This is a genomic window from Streptomyces sp. NPDC048565 (assembly GCF_040650935.1).
Lineage (GTDB): Bacteria > Actinomycetota > Actinomycetes > Streptomycetales > Streptomycetaceae > Streptomyces.
In genome coordinates this window covers 406,348-421,683 of record NZ_JBEZIH010000001.1, presented here as the reverse complement: position 1 = coordinate 421,683, position 15,336 = coordinate 406,348, and the positions used below count along the sequence as shown (strand labels likewise).

The window sequence follows — 15,336 nt, the reverse complement described above, 5'->3', positions numbered from 1 at the left end:
ATGCACCGGACTCAAGTCGTCGTGACCGGACTCGGCGCGATCACACCACTCGGGGCAGACGTGGCGTCCACCTGGAAAGCCCTGCTCGCCGGCGAGTCCGGCATCCGCGGCGGAGCCCTGCGCGGCCACGAGGACACCGGCCTCCCCGACACGGTCGCGGGGACGATGGCGGCCGACCCCGCCGAGTCGCTGCCGCCGGTACGGGCCAGGCGGCTCGACCGCTCACAGCAGGCGGCCCTCACGGCGGCTGCCGAAGCCTGGGCCGACGCCGGCACCCCGGAGGTGGACCCGGACCGGCTCGCAGCCGCGATCGGCACGGGCATCGGGGGTGTGCGGACCCTGCTGAGGGAGGACGACGTACTGGAGACCGCCGGGCCGCGACGCGTCTCGCCACGCACGGTCCCGATGCTCATGCCCAATGCGGCGGCGGCGCTGATCAGCATCGAGTACGGCGCACGGGCCGGGGCCTTCACGCCCGTCTCGGCCTGCTCCTCCGGCGCCGAGGCGATCGCTCTGGGAGCCAGGCTCATCCGTGCCGGCGAGGCGGACATGGTCATCGCGGGCGGAACCGAGGCCGCCATCACCCCGATCACCGTCGCAGGCTTCGCCCAGGCCCAGGCACTCTCGCGGCACACCGCCGACCCCGCCTCGGCATCACGGCCGTTCGCCGCGGACCGCAGCGGGTTCGTCCTCAGCGAAGGCGCGGCCGTCCTGGTGCTCGAAAGCGCGGAACACGCCGACGCCCGAGGCGCGCACGTCCACGCGGTACTCGCGGGCGCCGGCGTCGCCGCGGACGCCCACCACATCACGGCGCCGGCTGCCGACGGATCCGGTCAGATCTCGGCCATGCGGAAGGCCCTCGCACAGGCCGGCCTGGCTCCCGAGCGGATCAGCCACATCAACGCCCACGCCACCGGGACCCCGCTCGGCGACGCCGCCGAGGCGCACGCGATCGGGAAGGTCTTCGGCCGCGCCACCGTGACAGCCCCCAAGGCCGGGCTCGGCCACCTCTTCGGCGCCGCCGGCGCGATCGAAGCGCTCATCGCCGTCCTCAGCGTGGAGCACGGCGTCATCCCACCGACCCGCAACCTCACCGGGTCCGCCGTCGGTCCCGACATCGATCTCGACGTCGTAGCGGAGCGACGAGAAGCACTTCAGGAAGCCGTGCTGAGCAACTCCTTCGGCTTCGGCGGCCAGAACGTCTCACTCGTCGTCAGCCTCCAGCCCCGGCCTTGGGGTTACGGACCGGCTGTAGCCCCCTATGCCCGATATCGGCGTCCGTGACTTCCCCCGGGGAGCGGCCGGGACGTCACGTCGGGCGGCGTCGGGACCCGTGGGTCGTGGTGGCGACCGCCAGGGCCAGGGCTGCCGCGCACATCGGTGCCGCGTATCCGGTCGCCGTGCCGGTGTGTTCCACCGCCCAGCCGCCCGCCGCTGAACCCGCCGCGACTCCGCCGAGCAGCGCGGTGACGGCGAGCGTCATGCCCTCGTTGAGCTGTGCCTGCGGGGTGAGCCGTTGGATCAGCGTCATGCCGGTGACCATGGTGGGGGCGGTGGCCGCTCCCGCGAGCAGCAGGCAGCCGGCCAGGACCAGCAGTGAATCGGTCGTGGCCGTGGCGATCAGGGGGAGGGACATCAGCGCGGTCATCCCCGCCAGGCAGAGCAGCAGCCTGCGTCCGATCCGCGTCGCCGGGCGTAGTGAGCCGTAGACCAGTCCTGCCACGCAGGAGCCGCCGGCCTGGAGTGCCAGGATCGCGCCTCCGGCGTGGGCGATGGAGACGACCTCCAGGGACCCGAACACCGCGCCCGTGGCCAGGAAGACGGCGAGCAGGGCGGGTATGCCGGGGGTGCGGAGGGGGGAGACCGCCCGGGTCGTGCGAGGGGCCACCGGTGGTTCGGTCGCGCGCTGTGCGGCGAAGACCAGGATGCCGGTCATGAGCAGGATCGCGCCGGTGAGCGTGCCGGCCTCGGGGAAGAGTGCCCCGCACAGGGAGGCGGCCAGGACCGGGCCGAGCATGAAGCAGAGCTCGTCGGCGGCCTGTTCGAAGGAGTTCGCCGTGTGCAGGGCTGCCGCGTCGCCACGGTGGAGGTGGGACCAGCGGGCACGTGACATGCCGCCGGTGTTCGGGGTGGTGGCCGTCGCGGCGTAGGCGACGAAGAGGGTCCAGGCCGGTGCGTCGTAGTGCACGCAGAGGACCAGGGAGAGTGAGCCGAGGACCGCGACAGCGGTGGCGGGTACGGCGACCCTGGCCTGGCCGTGGCGGTCGACGAGACGCGCCGTCCAGGGGGCGACCACGGCGGTCGCGGCCAGCCCGGTCGCCGTGACGGCGCCGGCCAGGGCGTACGAACCGTGTGCCCCGGCGATCATGATGACCGCGCTGACGCTGAACATGCCCATGGGCAGCCGGGCCAGGAGATTGCCCGCCGTGAACGCCCGGGCGCCCGGGGTGGCGAGCAGTCGTCGATATGGATTCGAGCGGGTGGGGGTGGAGGGAGGGGGAGGGGAAGGGGGAGGGGAAGGGGCGGAGGAAGGGGTGGGCAGGGCTGAAGTTTTGTGAGGCACCCGTTCAGCCTCGGGGCGTGCCGGTGGTGGCGTCCAACACCTGATCGGGGTCCATTGACGCACCTGTGTTGTAAATTGTCCGGGTGGTTGCCGCATTTCATGTCGATCCCAGGCTCCTGGGCGGATTCGTCGCGGTGGCGGAGGAGCTGCACTTCACCCGGGCCGCCGCCCGGCTCTACGTCGCCCAGCAGGCGCTGAGCCGGGACATCCGCCGTCTGGAGCGCGAGCTGGGCCGGGAGCTGTTCGTGCGCACCACCCGGCAGGTGACGCTGACCCCCGACGGGGAGCGCCTCCTTCCGTATGCCCGCCGGGTGCTCGACGCGCATGCCGCGCTCGGGGCGGCCTTCGTGGATCCGGCGGACCGCCCGCTGCTCGTCGATCTCAACACCGACGGGATGACGGCGGCCCGGGTGCTGGCCCGGGCGCGGGAGCTCGCGCCCGAGTGCGAGCTGATGGCGCGCTTCGAGAGCGGGCTGACCTGGGCGGCGGGCGAGGTGCTCGCCGGCCGGCTCGATGTCTCCTTCGGGCGGGCGGCAGGACTTGATCCCGCCGTGCTCGCCCAGCTCTCCGTACAGCCGGTGCGGTACGAGCCGATGGCTCTTCTCCTGCCGCACGGTCACCGTCTGGCCGGGTGTGAAGAGATCGCGATGAGTGATCTGACCGGCGAAACCGTCTACGCGGGGGCGGGCAATGCGCGCACGCTGGAGTGGACGGACCTCGCGACGAGGCTGTTCGCGGAGTGGGGTGTCGTCCTGGCGCCGCCCGCCCCGCTCGCCGTAGGGGTGGCCGAATTTCAACGGGTCATGGCGAAGAACGGCGCCCCTGTGCTGACCGTCGTCGGTTTCCCCTGTCTGCCCGGGACGGTGCTGCGTCCGCTTGTCGGGCCGATGCCGCTGTCGCCGCTGCTCATGGTGTGGCGCAGGGGGCTCGACCACCCCGGCCTGGCGGCATTGCGCGCTGCGGTGGCCGAACTCGCCGGGGTGGAGGGATGGATGGTACGGCCACGTACCTCGTGGCTGCCGGATGCCGATGTATCACTCATGGGTCACTGTTCATGAACAACCGCCGATACGGGCCTCTGAGGGGTGTCGGCGTGCGCTACATTCGTGGTTTCGGGTGCACGGTGACGGGTGCCGAACGGACGGGTGGGGGCCCGGATCCGATGGCACGATTCAAGTCATTTCCCGCGCACCTGTTTCGTTGAGTGGGGGAAGTGCGAACACCTGTGGAAAATTGGCGCGAAGGTACCCGAACCGGGCATACGCATGAGCCGAACGATGTGACCGTCCAACTGGACGGGCTGGGTCGTCAGCTCTCCGAGCTGCCCGTGGAGCCTGGCCCTCCGGATCCTTCCGACGGCCCGGTGTTCGTCGACGAGAGCGGCCGCCGCAGCAAGACGTACCGGCGCGTCGGCTGGGTGCTCGCCACGATCTGTGCGGTCTACGCGGTGACGCTCGTGATCGCCGTGCTCGGAGGGAACTCCAGCGCTCCCTGGCTGCCGATATCCGGCCAGGACGAGAATCAGTCGGACGAGGTCGAGGTGCAGCCCGCCCCGAGCGACGCCTCCGCGTCGGCGAGCCCCGGAGCCACACCCAGCGCATCCGCGTCCGCCTCGGACCCGGCTGCCCCCTCGGCCATTCCCTCCGGGACCGCCTCCGTGTCCGGCCCGGCCGTGCCCGGAGCGTCCGCCTCGGCCTCCGTGTCCAGCAAGCCGTCCAGGACCGGTACCGCTTCGGCCCCGGCCCCGGGCAATTCGGCGTCGGAGAAGCCGACCGGCGACCCGTCGCCGACGGACGACGACACAGAGGCTCCCGTCGACGAGAGCCCGCCGGACTCCCCGGACCCCTCTGACTCGCCGGCGCAATCACAAGAAGGCTGAAGTACATGACACCCCCCGTTTCGCGGGGCAGGCACAACCGGAAGAAGAAGCGGACCGTCCGGCGCAGACTTCCCATGCGCTACCTGCTTCCGTCGCTGCTTCTTGTGGCCCTGCTCGCCATGCTCATGCTGCGTGGATACGTGCACAGCGAGGTACTCGCCGACCACCGCATCCAGAAACCGGCGCCCACCGACCAGGTGCCGGACAGGGTCCTCGAAGGCGGCCCGGTCATCGACGCCCGTACCGCGGGCGAGGAAGCCAAGTCGCTCCGGATACCCGAGCACAAGATCGTCCTGACCTTCGACGACGGCCCCGACCCGGTCTGGACCCCGCGGGTCCTGGACGAGCTCAAGAAGCATGACGCGCACGCCGTCTTCTTCGTGACCGGCACCATGGCCTCGCGTTATCCGGCCCTCGTGAAGCGGATGGTCGACGAGGGGCACGAGATCGGGCTGCACACCTTCAACCACCCCGACCTCTCCTTCCAGTCCACCAGCCGCATCGACTGGGAGCTCTCCCAGAACCAGCTGGTGCTGGCGGGTGCGGCCGGTATCCGTACCTCGCTGTTCCGGCCGCCGTACTCCTCGTTCGCCGACGCCATGGACGACAAGTCCTGGCCGGTCACGCAGTACATCGGCAGCCGCGGCTACCTCACCGTCGTGAACAACACCGACAGTGAGGACTGGAAGCGCCCCGGCGTCCGCTCGATCATCGAGCGGGCCACGCCCAAGCACGGCAAGGGCGCCATCATCCTGATGCACGACTCCGGTGGCGACCGGTCCCAGACCGTGGCCGCCCTGGACAAGTTCCTGCCGAAGATGCAGGAGCGTGGCTACGACTTCACCGACCTGACGACGGCGCTCGGTGCCCCCAGCGCGCACACCCCGGTCACCGGGTTCGCGCTCTGGAAGGGCAAGGCGTTCGTGGGGGCGGTGGAGATCTCCGAGAAGGTCACCGGCGTCATGGTGGTGGGCCTCGCCGTCATCGGCGTGCTCGTCATGGCCCGCTTCGGTCTGATGCTGCTGCTGTCCTTCCTGCACGCCAGGAAGGTGCGCCGCAGGAACTTCCGCTGGGGCGAGGACTTCACCCGGCCCGTGTCCGTCCTCGTACCCGCGTACAACGAGCGCGAGTGCATCGAGGCCACCGTGCGGTCGCTGGTGGCCAGCGACTATCCGATCGAGGTCATCGTCATCGACGACGGCTCGACGGACGGCACGGCCGACCTCGTCGAAGCGATGTGGATCCCCAACGTCCGGGTCGTGCGCCAGCGCAACGCCGGCAAGCCCGCGGCGCTCAACAACGGCATCGCGCACGCCCGTTACGACATCGTCGTGATGATGGACGGCGACACCGTCTTCGAACCGTCCACCGTGCGTGAGCTCGTCCAGCCGTTCGCCGACCCCAGGGTCGGGGCGGTCGCGGGCAACGCCAAGGTCGGCAACCGCGACTCGCTGATCGGCGCCTGGCAGCACATCGAGTACGTGATGGGCTTCAACCTGGACCGCAGGATGTACGACCTGCTGGGCTGCATGCCCACCATCCCCGGCGCGGTCGGTGCCTTCCGCCGGGACGCGCTGGACCGGATCGGCGGCATGAGCGAGGACACCCTCGCCGAGGACACCGACGTCACCATGGCGTTGCACCGCGACGGCTGGCGTGTCGTCTACGCGGAGAACGCCAGGGCCTGGACCGAGGCCCCCGAGTCCGTGCAGCAGCTGTGGTCGCAGCGCTACCGGTGGTCCTACGGCACGATGCAGGCCATCTGGAAGCACCGCCGCGCGGTCATCGAGCGTGGTCCCTCGGGCCGCTTCGGACGCGTGGGCCTGCCGTTCGTCTCGCTGTTCATGGTCGTCGCACCGCTGCTGGCGCCCCTGATCGACGTCTTCCTGCTCTACGGACTGGTCTTCGGCCCGACGGGGAAGACGGTCGCGGCCTGGTTCGGCGTCCTGCTGGTGCAGGCCGTCTGCGCCGCGTACGCCTTCCGGCTCGACCGGGAGCGCATGACCCATCTGATCTCCCTGCCGCTCCAGCAGATCCTCTACCGGCAGCTGATGTACGTCGTGCTGCTCCAGTCCTGGATCACCGCTCTGACCGGCGGCCGGCTGCGCTGGCAGAAGCTGCGGCGCACGGGCGTGGTGGAGGCGCCGGGCGGCACGCAGAACCGCCGCAGGGACACGGACAAGGACCGGAGGCCCGTCGCATGACCTACCCCGACCCCGGCAGGCCCCAGCGGGACGGTGCCGGCGGACACGGCTACGGCGACAGTGCCGGCGGACACGGCTACGGCGATGACGCCTGGGCGCCCGTGCAGCAGCAGGGCAGTGCCTATCCGCCCTGCCCGCCACCCGCCGACGTCGCGCACACCGCTCCGCTGCCTGTCGTCGAGCCAGTCCACCCCGTCCCGCCCGACACCGCCGCGTACCCGGAGTACGCGGCCACCGCGGCGTACCAGGAGGTGCACACCGAGGCGAACCAGGGGCACGCCGGTGCGGCCTACCCCGAGCACGCCCCGGCCGCCCCCGCCCCCGTGGACACCTCGGACACCGCGGAGGCGGCCCCCGCTCCCCGCGCCAAGCCCGGGCGGGACCGTTACCTCGACCTGCTCAGGGCCGTGGCCCTGGTCCGGGTCGTCGTCTTCCACCTCTTCGGGTGGGCCTGGCTGACCGTCCTCTTCCCGTCCATGGGCGTGATGTTCGCCCTGGCCGGTTCGCTGATGGCGCGTTCGCTGTCCCGCCCGGCGGTGAGCGTCATCCGCAGCCGGCTGCGGAGGCTGCTCCCGCCGATGTGGGCGTTCTCGCTCGTCATCGTGCCGGTGATGTTCGCGCTGAGCTGGAAGCCCGTCCGGGAGGAGGGGCTGTGGTGGTTCATCAAGCTCGGCAGCTACATCCTCCCGCTCGGCTCGCCGCCCTACCCCTGGGAGAGCGGCTCCGAGGGCGGCTGGCTCGAGCTGTCCTGGGCGGACCAGGCGGCTGGACCGCTCTGGTACATCCGGGCCTATCTCTGGTTCGTGCTCGCCTCACCGCTGCTGCTCAAGGCGTTCCGCAGGCTGCCGTGGGTCACGCTGCTCGCCCCGATCGGCCTCACCGCCGTCATCGGCACCGGTCTCGTGACGGTTCCCGGCACCTTCGGCGAGGGTCTCGTCGACTTCGCCGTGTTCGGGTCCTGCTGGATCCTCGGTTTCGCCCACAACGACGGGCTGCTGAAGGAGGTCCCGCGCTACATCGCGGTGTCCTCCGCCGCGATCGTCATGGGCTTCGGCCTGTGGTGGGCGTCCGGGCACCTCACCGACGAGGGCTGGAATCTGGACGAGATCCCGCTCGCCCAGGCCACCTGGTCCCTCGGCTTCTGCGCGATCCTGCTGGTCTACGCCCCGTCCTGGCGCAAGCTCCCCGGCAGGCTCGCCGGGTGGGACAGCCTGGTCACGCTGGCCAACAACAGGGCCGTGACGATCTATCTGTGGCACAACCTGCTGCTGATGGCGGCCGCGCAGCTGGTGGACGAGCTCTGGTCCATACCGTGGTTCGGCGACACGTTCGACACGTACATAGAACAGTCGTACGAGGTGTTGATCCTCATCGCGATCTGGCCCCTGATAGGGCTCGCGATCCTGGCGTTCGGCTGGGTCGAGGACGTCGCCGCCAAGCGCCGGCCCCGCCTGTGGCCGAACGGCGCGGACCGGGCACGCAAGGCCTGAACACGGCCGGGAGGGGTGCGGTGGGACGGCTCACCGCACCCCTCCCGGCCGAGTGAGAGCAAGGTTGCGCACCGGTCACCTCATGGCACCGCACCGAAACGCGGACTCCCTAGCGTGGGCAGGACAACACCCCGACCCCCTGTGGAGGCGCGTGATGGCCGGTCGTTGGATCGAGCAGTGGGACCCGGAGGACGACGCCTTCTGGCGGGAGACGGGCGAGAGGACCGCCCGCAGGAACCTGTGGTTCTCCGTGCTCTCGGAGCACATCGGGTTCTCGGTCTGGTCCCTGTGGTCCGTCATGGTCCTGTTCATGGGGCCGGAGTACGGCGTCGATCCGGCGGGCAAGTTCTTCCTGATCTCCACGGCCACCCTGGTCGGTGCCGTCGTCCGGGTGCCGTACACCTTCGCGGTCGCGCTGTTCGGCGGGCGGAACTGGACCATCTTCAGCGCGCTGTCGCTCCTGGTGCCGACCCTCGCCGCCTTCTGGGTCATGGAGCCGGGGACCTCGTACACCACGTTCCTCGTCGTCGCGGCGCTCACGGGCATCGGGGGCGGTAACTTCGCCTCGTCGATGACGAACATCAACGCCTTCTTCCCGCTGCGCAAGAAGGGCTGGGCGCTCGGGCTCAACGCGGGCGGCGGCAACATCGGGGTCCCGGTCGTCCAGCTCGCCGGTCTGCTGGTGATCGGCACGGCGGGCGCCGCGCACCCGCGGATCGTGCTCGGGGCGTACGTACCGCTGATCGTCGTCGCTGCGCTCGGCGCCGCGCTGCGGATGGACAACCTCCGGCCCGTCAGGAACGACACGGGGGCCGCTCTCCAGGCCGTACGCGAACCGCACACCTGGATCATGTCGGTGCTCTACATCGGCACCTTCGGCTCGTTCATCGGCTACAGCTTCGCCTTCGGACTCGTCCTGCAGACCCAGTTCGGCCGGACTCCGCTGGAGGCCGCGTCGCTCACCTTCATCGGCCCGCTGCTCGGTTCCCTGATCCGGCCCGTCGGCGGCCGGCTCGCCGACCGGTACGGCGGCGGCAGGATCACCCTGTGGAACTTCGCGGCCATGGCCGCCGCGACGGGTGTGGTCGTCCATGCCTCCGGCATCGAGTCGCTGCCGGAGTTCCTCGTCGGCTTCATCGCGCTGTTCGTGCTGACGGGGCTGGGCAACGGCTCCACCTTCAAGATGATCCCGGGCATCTTCCACGCACAGGGCGTCGCCAAGGGCCTCGGCGACGAGGGCGCCGCGGCGTACGGGCGGCGGCTCTCAGGGGCGGCCATGGGGCTCATCGGGGCGGTCGGGGCCCTGGGCGGTCTCGCGATCAACCTCGCGTTCCGCCAGTCCTTCGCCGCCTCCGGCGCCGGAACAGCCGCCTTCTGGTGCTTCCTCGGCTTCTACGCCGTGTGTTTCACCCTCACCTGGGCGGTATACCTTCGGCGTCCCGCGGCGGTGGCGTCGAAGCCCCAGCTCAGCTACGCCGAGGTGTGAAGATGTCCTCGGTACGACGCAGGACGTAACGGGCGGGAAATACAGGAGGACCGAGACCGTCACGCGACGTTGACAGTCTCGGTCCTCCGCATCATCGAGCAACAGCGGGACGAGAGCCGGGTATCACGCCATGCACGACGACGACGCACAGCACGGGCCCCTGGCGGGCTTCACGGTCGGGGTGACCGCAGCCCGTCGCGCCGAGGAGCTCGGGACGCTCCTCACGCGCAGGGGCGCCGCGGTCATGCACGCGCCCGCCCTGCGGATCGTGCCGCTCGCGGACGACAGTGAGCTCCTGGCCGCCACCAAGGAACTGATCGGGCAGGCACCCGACATCGTGATCGCGACCACGGCCATCGGCTTCCGCGGCTGGGTGGAGGCCGCCGACGGCTGGGGCATCGGGGACCAGCTCCTCGAACTGCTGCGCGGTACGGAGTTGCTCGCCCGTGGTCCCAAGGTCAAGGGCGCCATCCGGGCGGCCGGGCTGACCGAGGCATGGTCGCCGCAGTCGGAGTCGATGGCAGAGGTTCTTGAACGCCTGTTGGGCGAGGGCGTCGCGGGGCGCAGGGTCGCTCTCCAGCTGCACGGCGAACCGCTGCCGGGCTTCGTCGAGTCGCTCCGTGCGGCGGGCGCCGAAGTCGTCGGCGTACCCGTCTACCGGTGGATGCCCCCGGAGGACATCGCCCCGCTCGACCGCATGCTCGACGTCACCGTCGCCCGCGGTCTTGACGCCCTCACCTTCACCAGCGCCCCCGCCGCCGCGTCCTACCTGAACCGGGCGGAGGTCCGCGGCATGCTCCCCGAGGTGCTGGATGCACTGAGCCACGACGTGGTCGCCGCCTGCGTCGGGCCGGTCACGGCCCTGCCCCTGCAGGCGAAGGGCATCGACACCGTCCAGCCGGAGCGCTTCCGGCTGGGCCCGCTCGTGCAGGTGCTCTGCGCGCAGTTGCCCGCCCGCGCCCGTACGTTGCCCGTCGCGGGCCACCAGGTCGAGATCCGGGGCCACGCCGTGCTGGTCGACGGAGCCCTGCGTCCCGTGCCCCCGGCCGGCATGGCCCTGCTGCACGCGCTGGCCCGCAGGCCGGGCTGGGTCGTCTCCAGGGCAGACCTGCTGCGCGCCCTGCCGGGCAGCGGCAGTGACGAGCACGCGGTGGAAACGGCGATGGCCCGGCTGCGTACGGCGCTGGGTGTGCCACGGCTGGTCCAGACCGTCGTCAAGAGGGGCTACCGGCTGGCCCTCGATCCTTCGGCGGACACCAAGTACGACGGCTCCTGACCGGCCGCTACGGTGCGGGGATGTTCAATGACAGCCATCCCCTGACCGACGGTGTCCGGCTGCGGCCCGTGACCCTCGACGACGCGGGGTCGTTCGCCGAGACCCTGACCCGTAGCCGCGCCTACATGCGGCGCTGGGACCCCGTGCGTCCCGAGGCCTTCTACACCCCCGAGGGCCAGCGCCGGCGGCTGACCGCACTGCTGGCCGACCGGGACGACGGGCGGGCGATGCCCTGGGCGCTGGCCGACGACGCGGACCGGGTGGTGGGGGCCATGACGCTGTCCTCCATCGAGCGTGGCGCGTTCCGCAACGCCCGGCTCGGCTACTGGATCGACGTCGACCGGGCGGGCCGGGGCCTGGCCACGGCCGCCGTCACCCGCGTCTGCGAAGCGGCACGGGACGAGCTCGGCCTGCACCGGGTGGAGGCGGGGACGGTCCTGGACAACACGGCCTCGCAGCGGGTGCTGACGAAGTGCGGCTTCGAGCTCTACGGCACGGCGCCGCGCTACCTCCACATCAACGGCGCGTGGCAGGACCACCGGATGTTCCAGCGCATCCTGCACGACGGCCGGCCGGAGCGCTGAGGCGCTCCTACGGTGCGGGGAGGGGCGCGTGCCTGATGTGCCGGTGGCCGTCCAGCGGGAATTCCGGCGGCAGCGCGGTCAGGATCTCGGCGAGCGCGTAGCCCGACTTCTCCGCGACGCGGCAGGACGCCTCGTTGTCCACCTGGTGGATCAGCTCCAGCCGCCGCAGGCCCTCCGCGGCGAACGTGGTGAACGCCCAGTCGGTGAGCGCCCCGAGTGCCCGCGGGGCCACGCCCCGTCCGCGTGCACCCGCCGAGGTCCAGTAGCCGGCTTCGGCGCTCTCCACGCCCGGTACGGGGCGGTTCAGGGCGACGCTGCCGACGAGTTCGCCGTCCCGTGCGGTGTCCGTCGCGGCGAAGCTCAGCCGGGTACCTGACGCCCACCCCTCCTCCTGGACGGTCAGCCAGTGCTCCCCCTCCCCGGCGTCGGGGACCTGCGTCCGCAGCCACCGCCGCATCGCCGGGTCGTCGTACGCCGCGAGCAGCGCCGGCAGGTCGTCCCGGCGCCAGGGGCGCAGGAGCAGGGTGCCTGCCGTCAGCGTGACCGTCGCGTCGTTCATGGCGGACACGGTACGGCGGTGTCCTGAGGGGTTCCGGGCCGGGCCGGATGCGGGCACTCTGGGGGTGGCTCTCCCCCCACAGGTGACCCCTAGGCGGTGACAGGCTCATGGCGGCGGGCACGGGTGCGTACGACCGGCGGTTCGACCCGGGGCGTGTCTGTCTCGACCTGGTCGCGACAGGCGCCGGGGCCTCCGACGGGAGTGAGCGGCTCGACTGTCCGGCGCGTCTCGCCGAGTGGCTGGTGGCCTCGCGGCTGGTCCCGCGCGGGACGCCGCTGGTGGCCGTGGACGAGACCTGGGTGGCGCGGTTCAGGCAACTGCGGGCCGGCGTCGACCGGCTGATGGCGGCTCAGCTGACGGGTGGCAGCGCCGACAAGGCGCTGGAGCTGGTCAACGCCCTTGCGGCGGGCGCCCCGCCGGGGCTGCGGGCCGTGCGCGGGCAGGGCGGGGCGCTCGTACGGGAGCTGAGCGCCGCCCCGGGGTGCGGGGAGCTGCTCGCCGCGGTGGCCCGGGACGCGGTGGACCTGCTGACGGACCCGGTCGCGCGGGCGGGGCTGCGGCGGTGCGAGGGCGATGCCTGCCGGCGGCTCTATCTGGACACGTCCCGGGGGCGGCGGCGCCGCTGGTGCTCCAGCGAGGTCTGCGGCAACCGGGAGCGGGTGGCCAGGCACCGGCGCCGCGTGAAGGCTGTGCCGTGACGCCGTGACGCCGTGACGCCGTGACGCCGTGACGCCGTGACGCCGTGACGCCGTGAGCTCGGCAGCACCGGGAAAAAGTACCCGAAACGCGACCCGGGCGGCAGGTGCGCCAGGGGCTCCCTTTCGCGTACGGTTGACGGCTGCTCGATGCACGTCAGAAGGGGGCCCCGGTGGCCGCGCAGGATGCCGCTGTCGATTCGTTGCGGGACCGGGAAATCGGTGTCGAACAAGAACATCTGGACCGGGTCTACCGCCGTCTCGAAGAGAAGATCGACGAGGCGGAATTTCTCATGCGGGACGCCGGCAAACGGGGCCAGGTAGGCACCCCGGGCGCCCTCGCCGAACGGGACGCGCAGGTCTTCCGCGCCGGAGTCCATCTCAACCGGCTGAACAGTGAGTTCGAGGACTTCCTCTTCGGGCGGATCGACCTGCTGCGCGGCAAGGACGGTGAACGCGGCCCGGACGGCGCCTTCACGTCGGTGGAGGCGGCCGACGACGCCGTGGGGGAGGACAGCACCGCCGAGATCGCGGAGACCCTCCACATCGGCCGCATAGGAGTACTCGACTCCGACTACGCACCGCTGGTGATCGACTGGCGCGCGCCGGCCGCCGCGCCGTTCTACCGTTCGACGCCGAAGGACCCCGGCCGGGTCGTACGCCGCCGGGTCATCCGCTCCAAGGGCCGCAGGGTCCTCGGCGTCGAGGACGACCTGATGCGCCCGGAGCTGACCGCCAGGCTGAAGGGCGAGGAACTGCCCGTCATCGGCGACGGCGCCCTGATGGCCGCGCTGGGCCAGGCCCGCAGCCACACGATGCGGGACATCGTCTCGTCGATCCAGGCCGAGCAGGACCTGGTGATCAGGGCCCCCGCCGCCTCCGTCACCGAGGTCTCCGGCGGCCCCGGCACGGGCAAGACGGCGGTCGCCCTGCACCGGGCCGCGTATCTCCTCTACCAGGACCGGCGCAGGTACGCGGGCGGCATCCTCGTCGTCTCGCCGACCCCGCTCCTGGTCGCGTACACCGAAGGGGTGCTGCCCTCGCTCGGCGAGGAGGGCCAGGTCGCGATCCGTGCGGTCGGTTCGCTGTCGGACGAGGCCGCGGGCGTGGAGGGCGCCACCACCTACGACGAGCCCGCCGTCGCCCGGATCAAGGGCTCCTCCCGGATGCTCCACGTGCTGCGCAAGGCGGCACGCGGGGCGCTGGAGCAGCCCGCGCCGAGGCCCGCGCCCCAGGAGGGGCAGCTGGAGTTCGGCGAGGCCGACGAGGCCCCGGCCGATGAGGGCACCCCCACCCGGCTGAGGGTGGTGGCCTTCGGCGCCCGCGTCGAGCTGGAGGCAGACGAGCTCCGGCGGATCCGGCACAACGTCCTCGGCGGCACGGCGCCCGTCAACCTGCTGCGCCCGCGCGCCCGCAAACTGCTCCTGGACGCCCTCTGGAACAAGTCGTCGGGCCGTGGCCGCTACACCGACCCCGAGCTCGCGGCGGAGTTGCGCTCCTCGTTCGACGAGGACGTGTCCACCGAGACCCCGTTCCTCACCTTCCTGCACGCCTGGTGGCCGGAACTCACCCCTCGCCGGGTGCTGGCCTCCATGTCCGACGAGCGGCGTCTCGGCAGGTGGGCGCGCCGCATCCTCAACCAGGGTGAGGTGCGCCGTCTCGCCCGTTCGCTGAGGCGTCTCGACGAGGACGGCACGGGCCCGCTCTCCGTGCACGACGTGGCACTCCTGGACGAGCTGCAGACCCTGCTGGGCACGCCGGCCCGCCCGAAGAGGCAGCGGGAGGCCGACCCGCTGGACCAGCTCACGGGTCTGGAGGAGCTGATGCCGCAGCGCGAGGAGACCCAGCGGGAGCGGGCCGAGCGGCTGGCGGCGGAGCGTACCGAGTACGCCCACGTCATCGTCGACGAGGCGCAGGACCTGACGCCGATGCAGTGGCGGATGGTGGGCCGCCGGGGCCGGCACGCGACATGGACGATCGTCGGTGACGCGGCGCAGTCCTCCTGGTCGGACCCGGACGAGGCGTCCGCGGCCCGTGACGAGGCGCTCGGCAACCGGCCGCGCCGCCGTTTCACCCTCACCGTGAACTATCGCAATCCGGCGGAGATCGCCGAGCTCGCCGCCAAGGTGCTGGCCCTGGCCATGCCGGGGATGGAGTCCCCGGCCGCGGTCCGCTCGACGGGCGTCGAACCGTGCTTCGAGACGGTGCGGGACGGGGACCTCGCCTCGACCGTGCGCGAGGAGGCCCGCAGGCTGCTCGCGCAGGTGGACGGCACCGTGGGCGTGGTCGTCGCGATGAACCGCCGCGCCGAGGCCCGTGCCTGGCTGGAGGAGCTCGGGGAGCGGGTCGTGGCGCTGGGGAGCCTGGAGGCGAAGGGCCTGGAGTACGACGCCACGGTGGTGGTCTCTCCCGCGGAGATCGCCGATGAGTCCCCGGCGGGGCTGCGGGTGCTCTACGTGGCACTCACCCGTGCGACGCAGCAGCTCACCGTGGTCTCGGGGGACCGTGACATGCCGGACGAGTACGGTGTCCCGGACCTGCTGAGGGACTGATCCGGGGGCGGCGAGGGCCGGCGTGCGGAGTACTTTTCCGAGTCGGTC

12 protein-coding genes are annotated in these 15,336 nt (G+C 71.7%); 10 read left to right on the top strand and 2 right to left on the bottom strand.

The window, feature by feature from the left end:
- Positions 1 to 1,284 carry a beta-ketoacyl-[acyl-carrier-protein] synthase family protein gene (locus tag AB0C75_RS01885; RefSeq protein ID WP_362886042.1) on the top strand — a complete coding sequence of 428 codons (1,284 nt, stop codon included), beginning with the start codon at positions 1 to 3 and terminating at the stop codon, positions 1,282 to 1,284.
- 25 nt (positions 1,285 to 1,309) lie between these two features.
- Here AB0C75_RS01885 and AB0C75_RS01880 read toward each other — a convergent pair whose 3' ends face one another.
- Complete coding sequence (locus tag AB0C75_RS01880; protein ID WP_362886164.1) at positions 1,310 to 2,458, bottom strand: MFS transporter; 1,149 nt, start codon at positions 2,456 to 2,458, stop codon at positions 1,310 to 1,312.
- Positions 2,459 to 2,646: 188 nt separating this feature from the next.
- Between AB0C75_RS01880 and AB0C75_RS01875 the strand changes: the two genes are divergently transcribed.
- The 7 genes from AB0C75_RS01875 (at position 2,647) to AB0C75_RS01845 (ending at position 11,482) form a co-directional block, all read left to right on the top strand.
- Positions 2,647 to 3,621, top strand: coding sequence for a LysR family transcriptional regulator (locus AB0C75_RS01875; RefSeq protein WP_362886041.1), 975 nt, complete (start codon positions 2,647 to 2,649; stop codon positions 3,619 to 3,621).
- A gap of 221 nt (positions 3,622 to 3,842) precedes the next feature.
- Positions 3,843 to 4,442 carry a hypothetical protein gene (locus AB0C75_RS01870; protein ID WP_362886039.1) on the top strand — a complete coding sequence of 200 codons (600 nt, stop codon included), beginning with the start codon at positions 3,843 to 3,845 and terminating at the stop codon, positions 4,440 to 4,442.
- A 5-nt stretch (positions 4,443 to 4,447) separates the two neighbouring features.
- Positions 4,448 to 6,646, top strand: a complete 2,199-nt coding sequence (locus AB0C75_RS01865; protein WP_362886038.1) for a glycosyltransferase — start codon at positions 4,448 to 4,450, stop codon at positions 6,644 to 6,646.
- Between the two features lie 323 nt (positions 6,647 to 6,969).
- The gene (locus tag AB0C75_RS01860; RefSeq protein ID WP_362886162.1) at positions 6,970 to 8,136 is read left to right on the top strand and encodes an acyltransferase; all 1,167 of its coding nucleotides are present in this window, start codon (positions 6,970 to 6,972) and stop codon (positions 8,134 to 8,136) included.
- A gap of 154 nt (positions 8,137 to 8,290) precedes the next feature.
- On the top strand, positions 8,291 to 9,622 hold the full coding sequence (locus AB0C75_RS01855) for a nitrate/nitrite transporter (RefSeq protein ID WP_362886036.1): 1,332 nt from the start codon (positions 8,291 to 8,293) through the stop codon (positions 9,620 to 9,622).
- Between the two features lie 130 nt (positions 9,623 to 9,752).
- Positions 9,753 to 10,898 carry a uroporphyrinogen-III synthase gene (locus tag AB0C75_RS01850; RefSeq protein ID WP_362886034.1) on the top strand — a complete coding sequence of 382 codons (1,146 nt, stop codon included), beginning with the start codon at positions 9,753 to 9,755 and terminating at the stop codon, positions 10,896 to 10,898.
- Positions 10,899 to 10,918: 20 nt separating this feature from the next.
- The gene (locus AB0C75_RS01845) at positions 10,919 to 11,482 is read left to right on the top strand and encodes a GNAT family protein (protein ID WP_362886032.1); all 564 of its coding nucleotides are present in this window, start codon (positions 10,919 to 10,921) and stop codon (positions 11,480 to 11,482) included.
- A gap of 7 nt (positions 11,483 to 11,489) precedes the next feature.
- Here AB0C75_RS01845 and AB0C75_RS01840 read toward each other — a convergent pair whose 3' ends face one another.
- Positions 11,490 to 12,041, bottom strand: coding sequence for a GNAT family N-acetyltransferase (locus tag AB0C75_RS01840; RefSeq protein ID WP_362886030.1), 552 nt, complete (start codon positions 12,039 to 12,041; stop codon positions 11,490 to 11,492).
- Between the two features lie 107 nt (positions 12,042 to 12,148).
- Between AB0C75_RS01840 and AB0C75_RS01835 the strand changes: the two genes are divergently transcribed.
- A complete protein-coding gene (locus AB0C75_RS01835) occupies positions 12,149 to 12,739 on the top strand; it encodes an ABATE domain-containing protein (RefSeq protein ID WP_362886028.1) in 591 nt (196 codons plus the stop codon).
- A 170-nt stretch (positions 12,740 to 12,909) separates the two neighbouring features.
- The gene (locus AB0C75_RS01830; protein WP_362886027.1) at positions 12,910 to 15,288 is read left to right on the top strand and encodes a UvrD-helicase domain-containing protein; all 2,379 of its coding nucleotides are present in this window, start codon (positions 12,910 to 12,912) and stop codon (positions 15,286 to 15,288) included.
- The last annotated feature ends 48 nt before the right edge of the window (positions 15,289 to 15,336 follow it).

What these genes read in the sequence shown, in the direction of transcription:
- AB0C75_RS01835 (WP_362886028.1), top strand. Translation starts at nt 12,149, where the DNA reads ATGGCGGCGGGCACGGGTGCGTACGACCGGCGGTTCGACCCGGGGCGT.
- AB0C75_RS01865 (WP_362886038.1), top strand. Translation starts at nt 4,448, where the DNA reads ATGACACCCCCCGTTTCGCGGGGCAGGCACAACCGGAAGAAGAAGCGG.
- AB0C75_RS01840 (WP_362886030.1), bottom strand. Translation starts at nt 12,041, where the DNA reads ATGAACGACGCGACGGTCACGCTGACGGCAGGCACCCTGCTCCTGCGC.
- AB0C75_RS01855 (WP_362886036.1), top strand. Translation starts at nt 8,291, where the DNA reads ATGGCCGGTCGTTGGATCGAGCAGTGGGACCCGGAGGACGACGCCTTC.
- AB0C75_RS01845 (WP_362886032.1), top strand. Translation starts at nt 10,919, where the DNA reads ATGTTCAATGACAGCCATCCCCTGACCGACGGTGTCCGGCTGCGGCCC.
- AB0C75_RS01885 (WP_362886042.1), top strand. Translation starts at nt 1, where the DNA reads ATGCACCGGACTCAAGTCGTCGTGACCGGACTCGGCGCGATCACACCA.
- AB0C75_RS01850 (WP_362886034.1), top strand. Translation starts at nt 9,753, where the DNA reads ATGCACGACGACGACGCACAGCACGGGCCCCTGGCGGGCTTCACGGTC.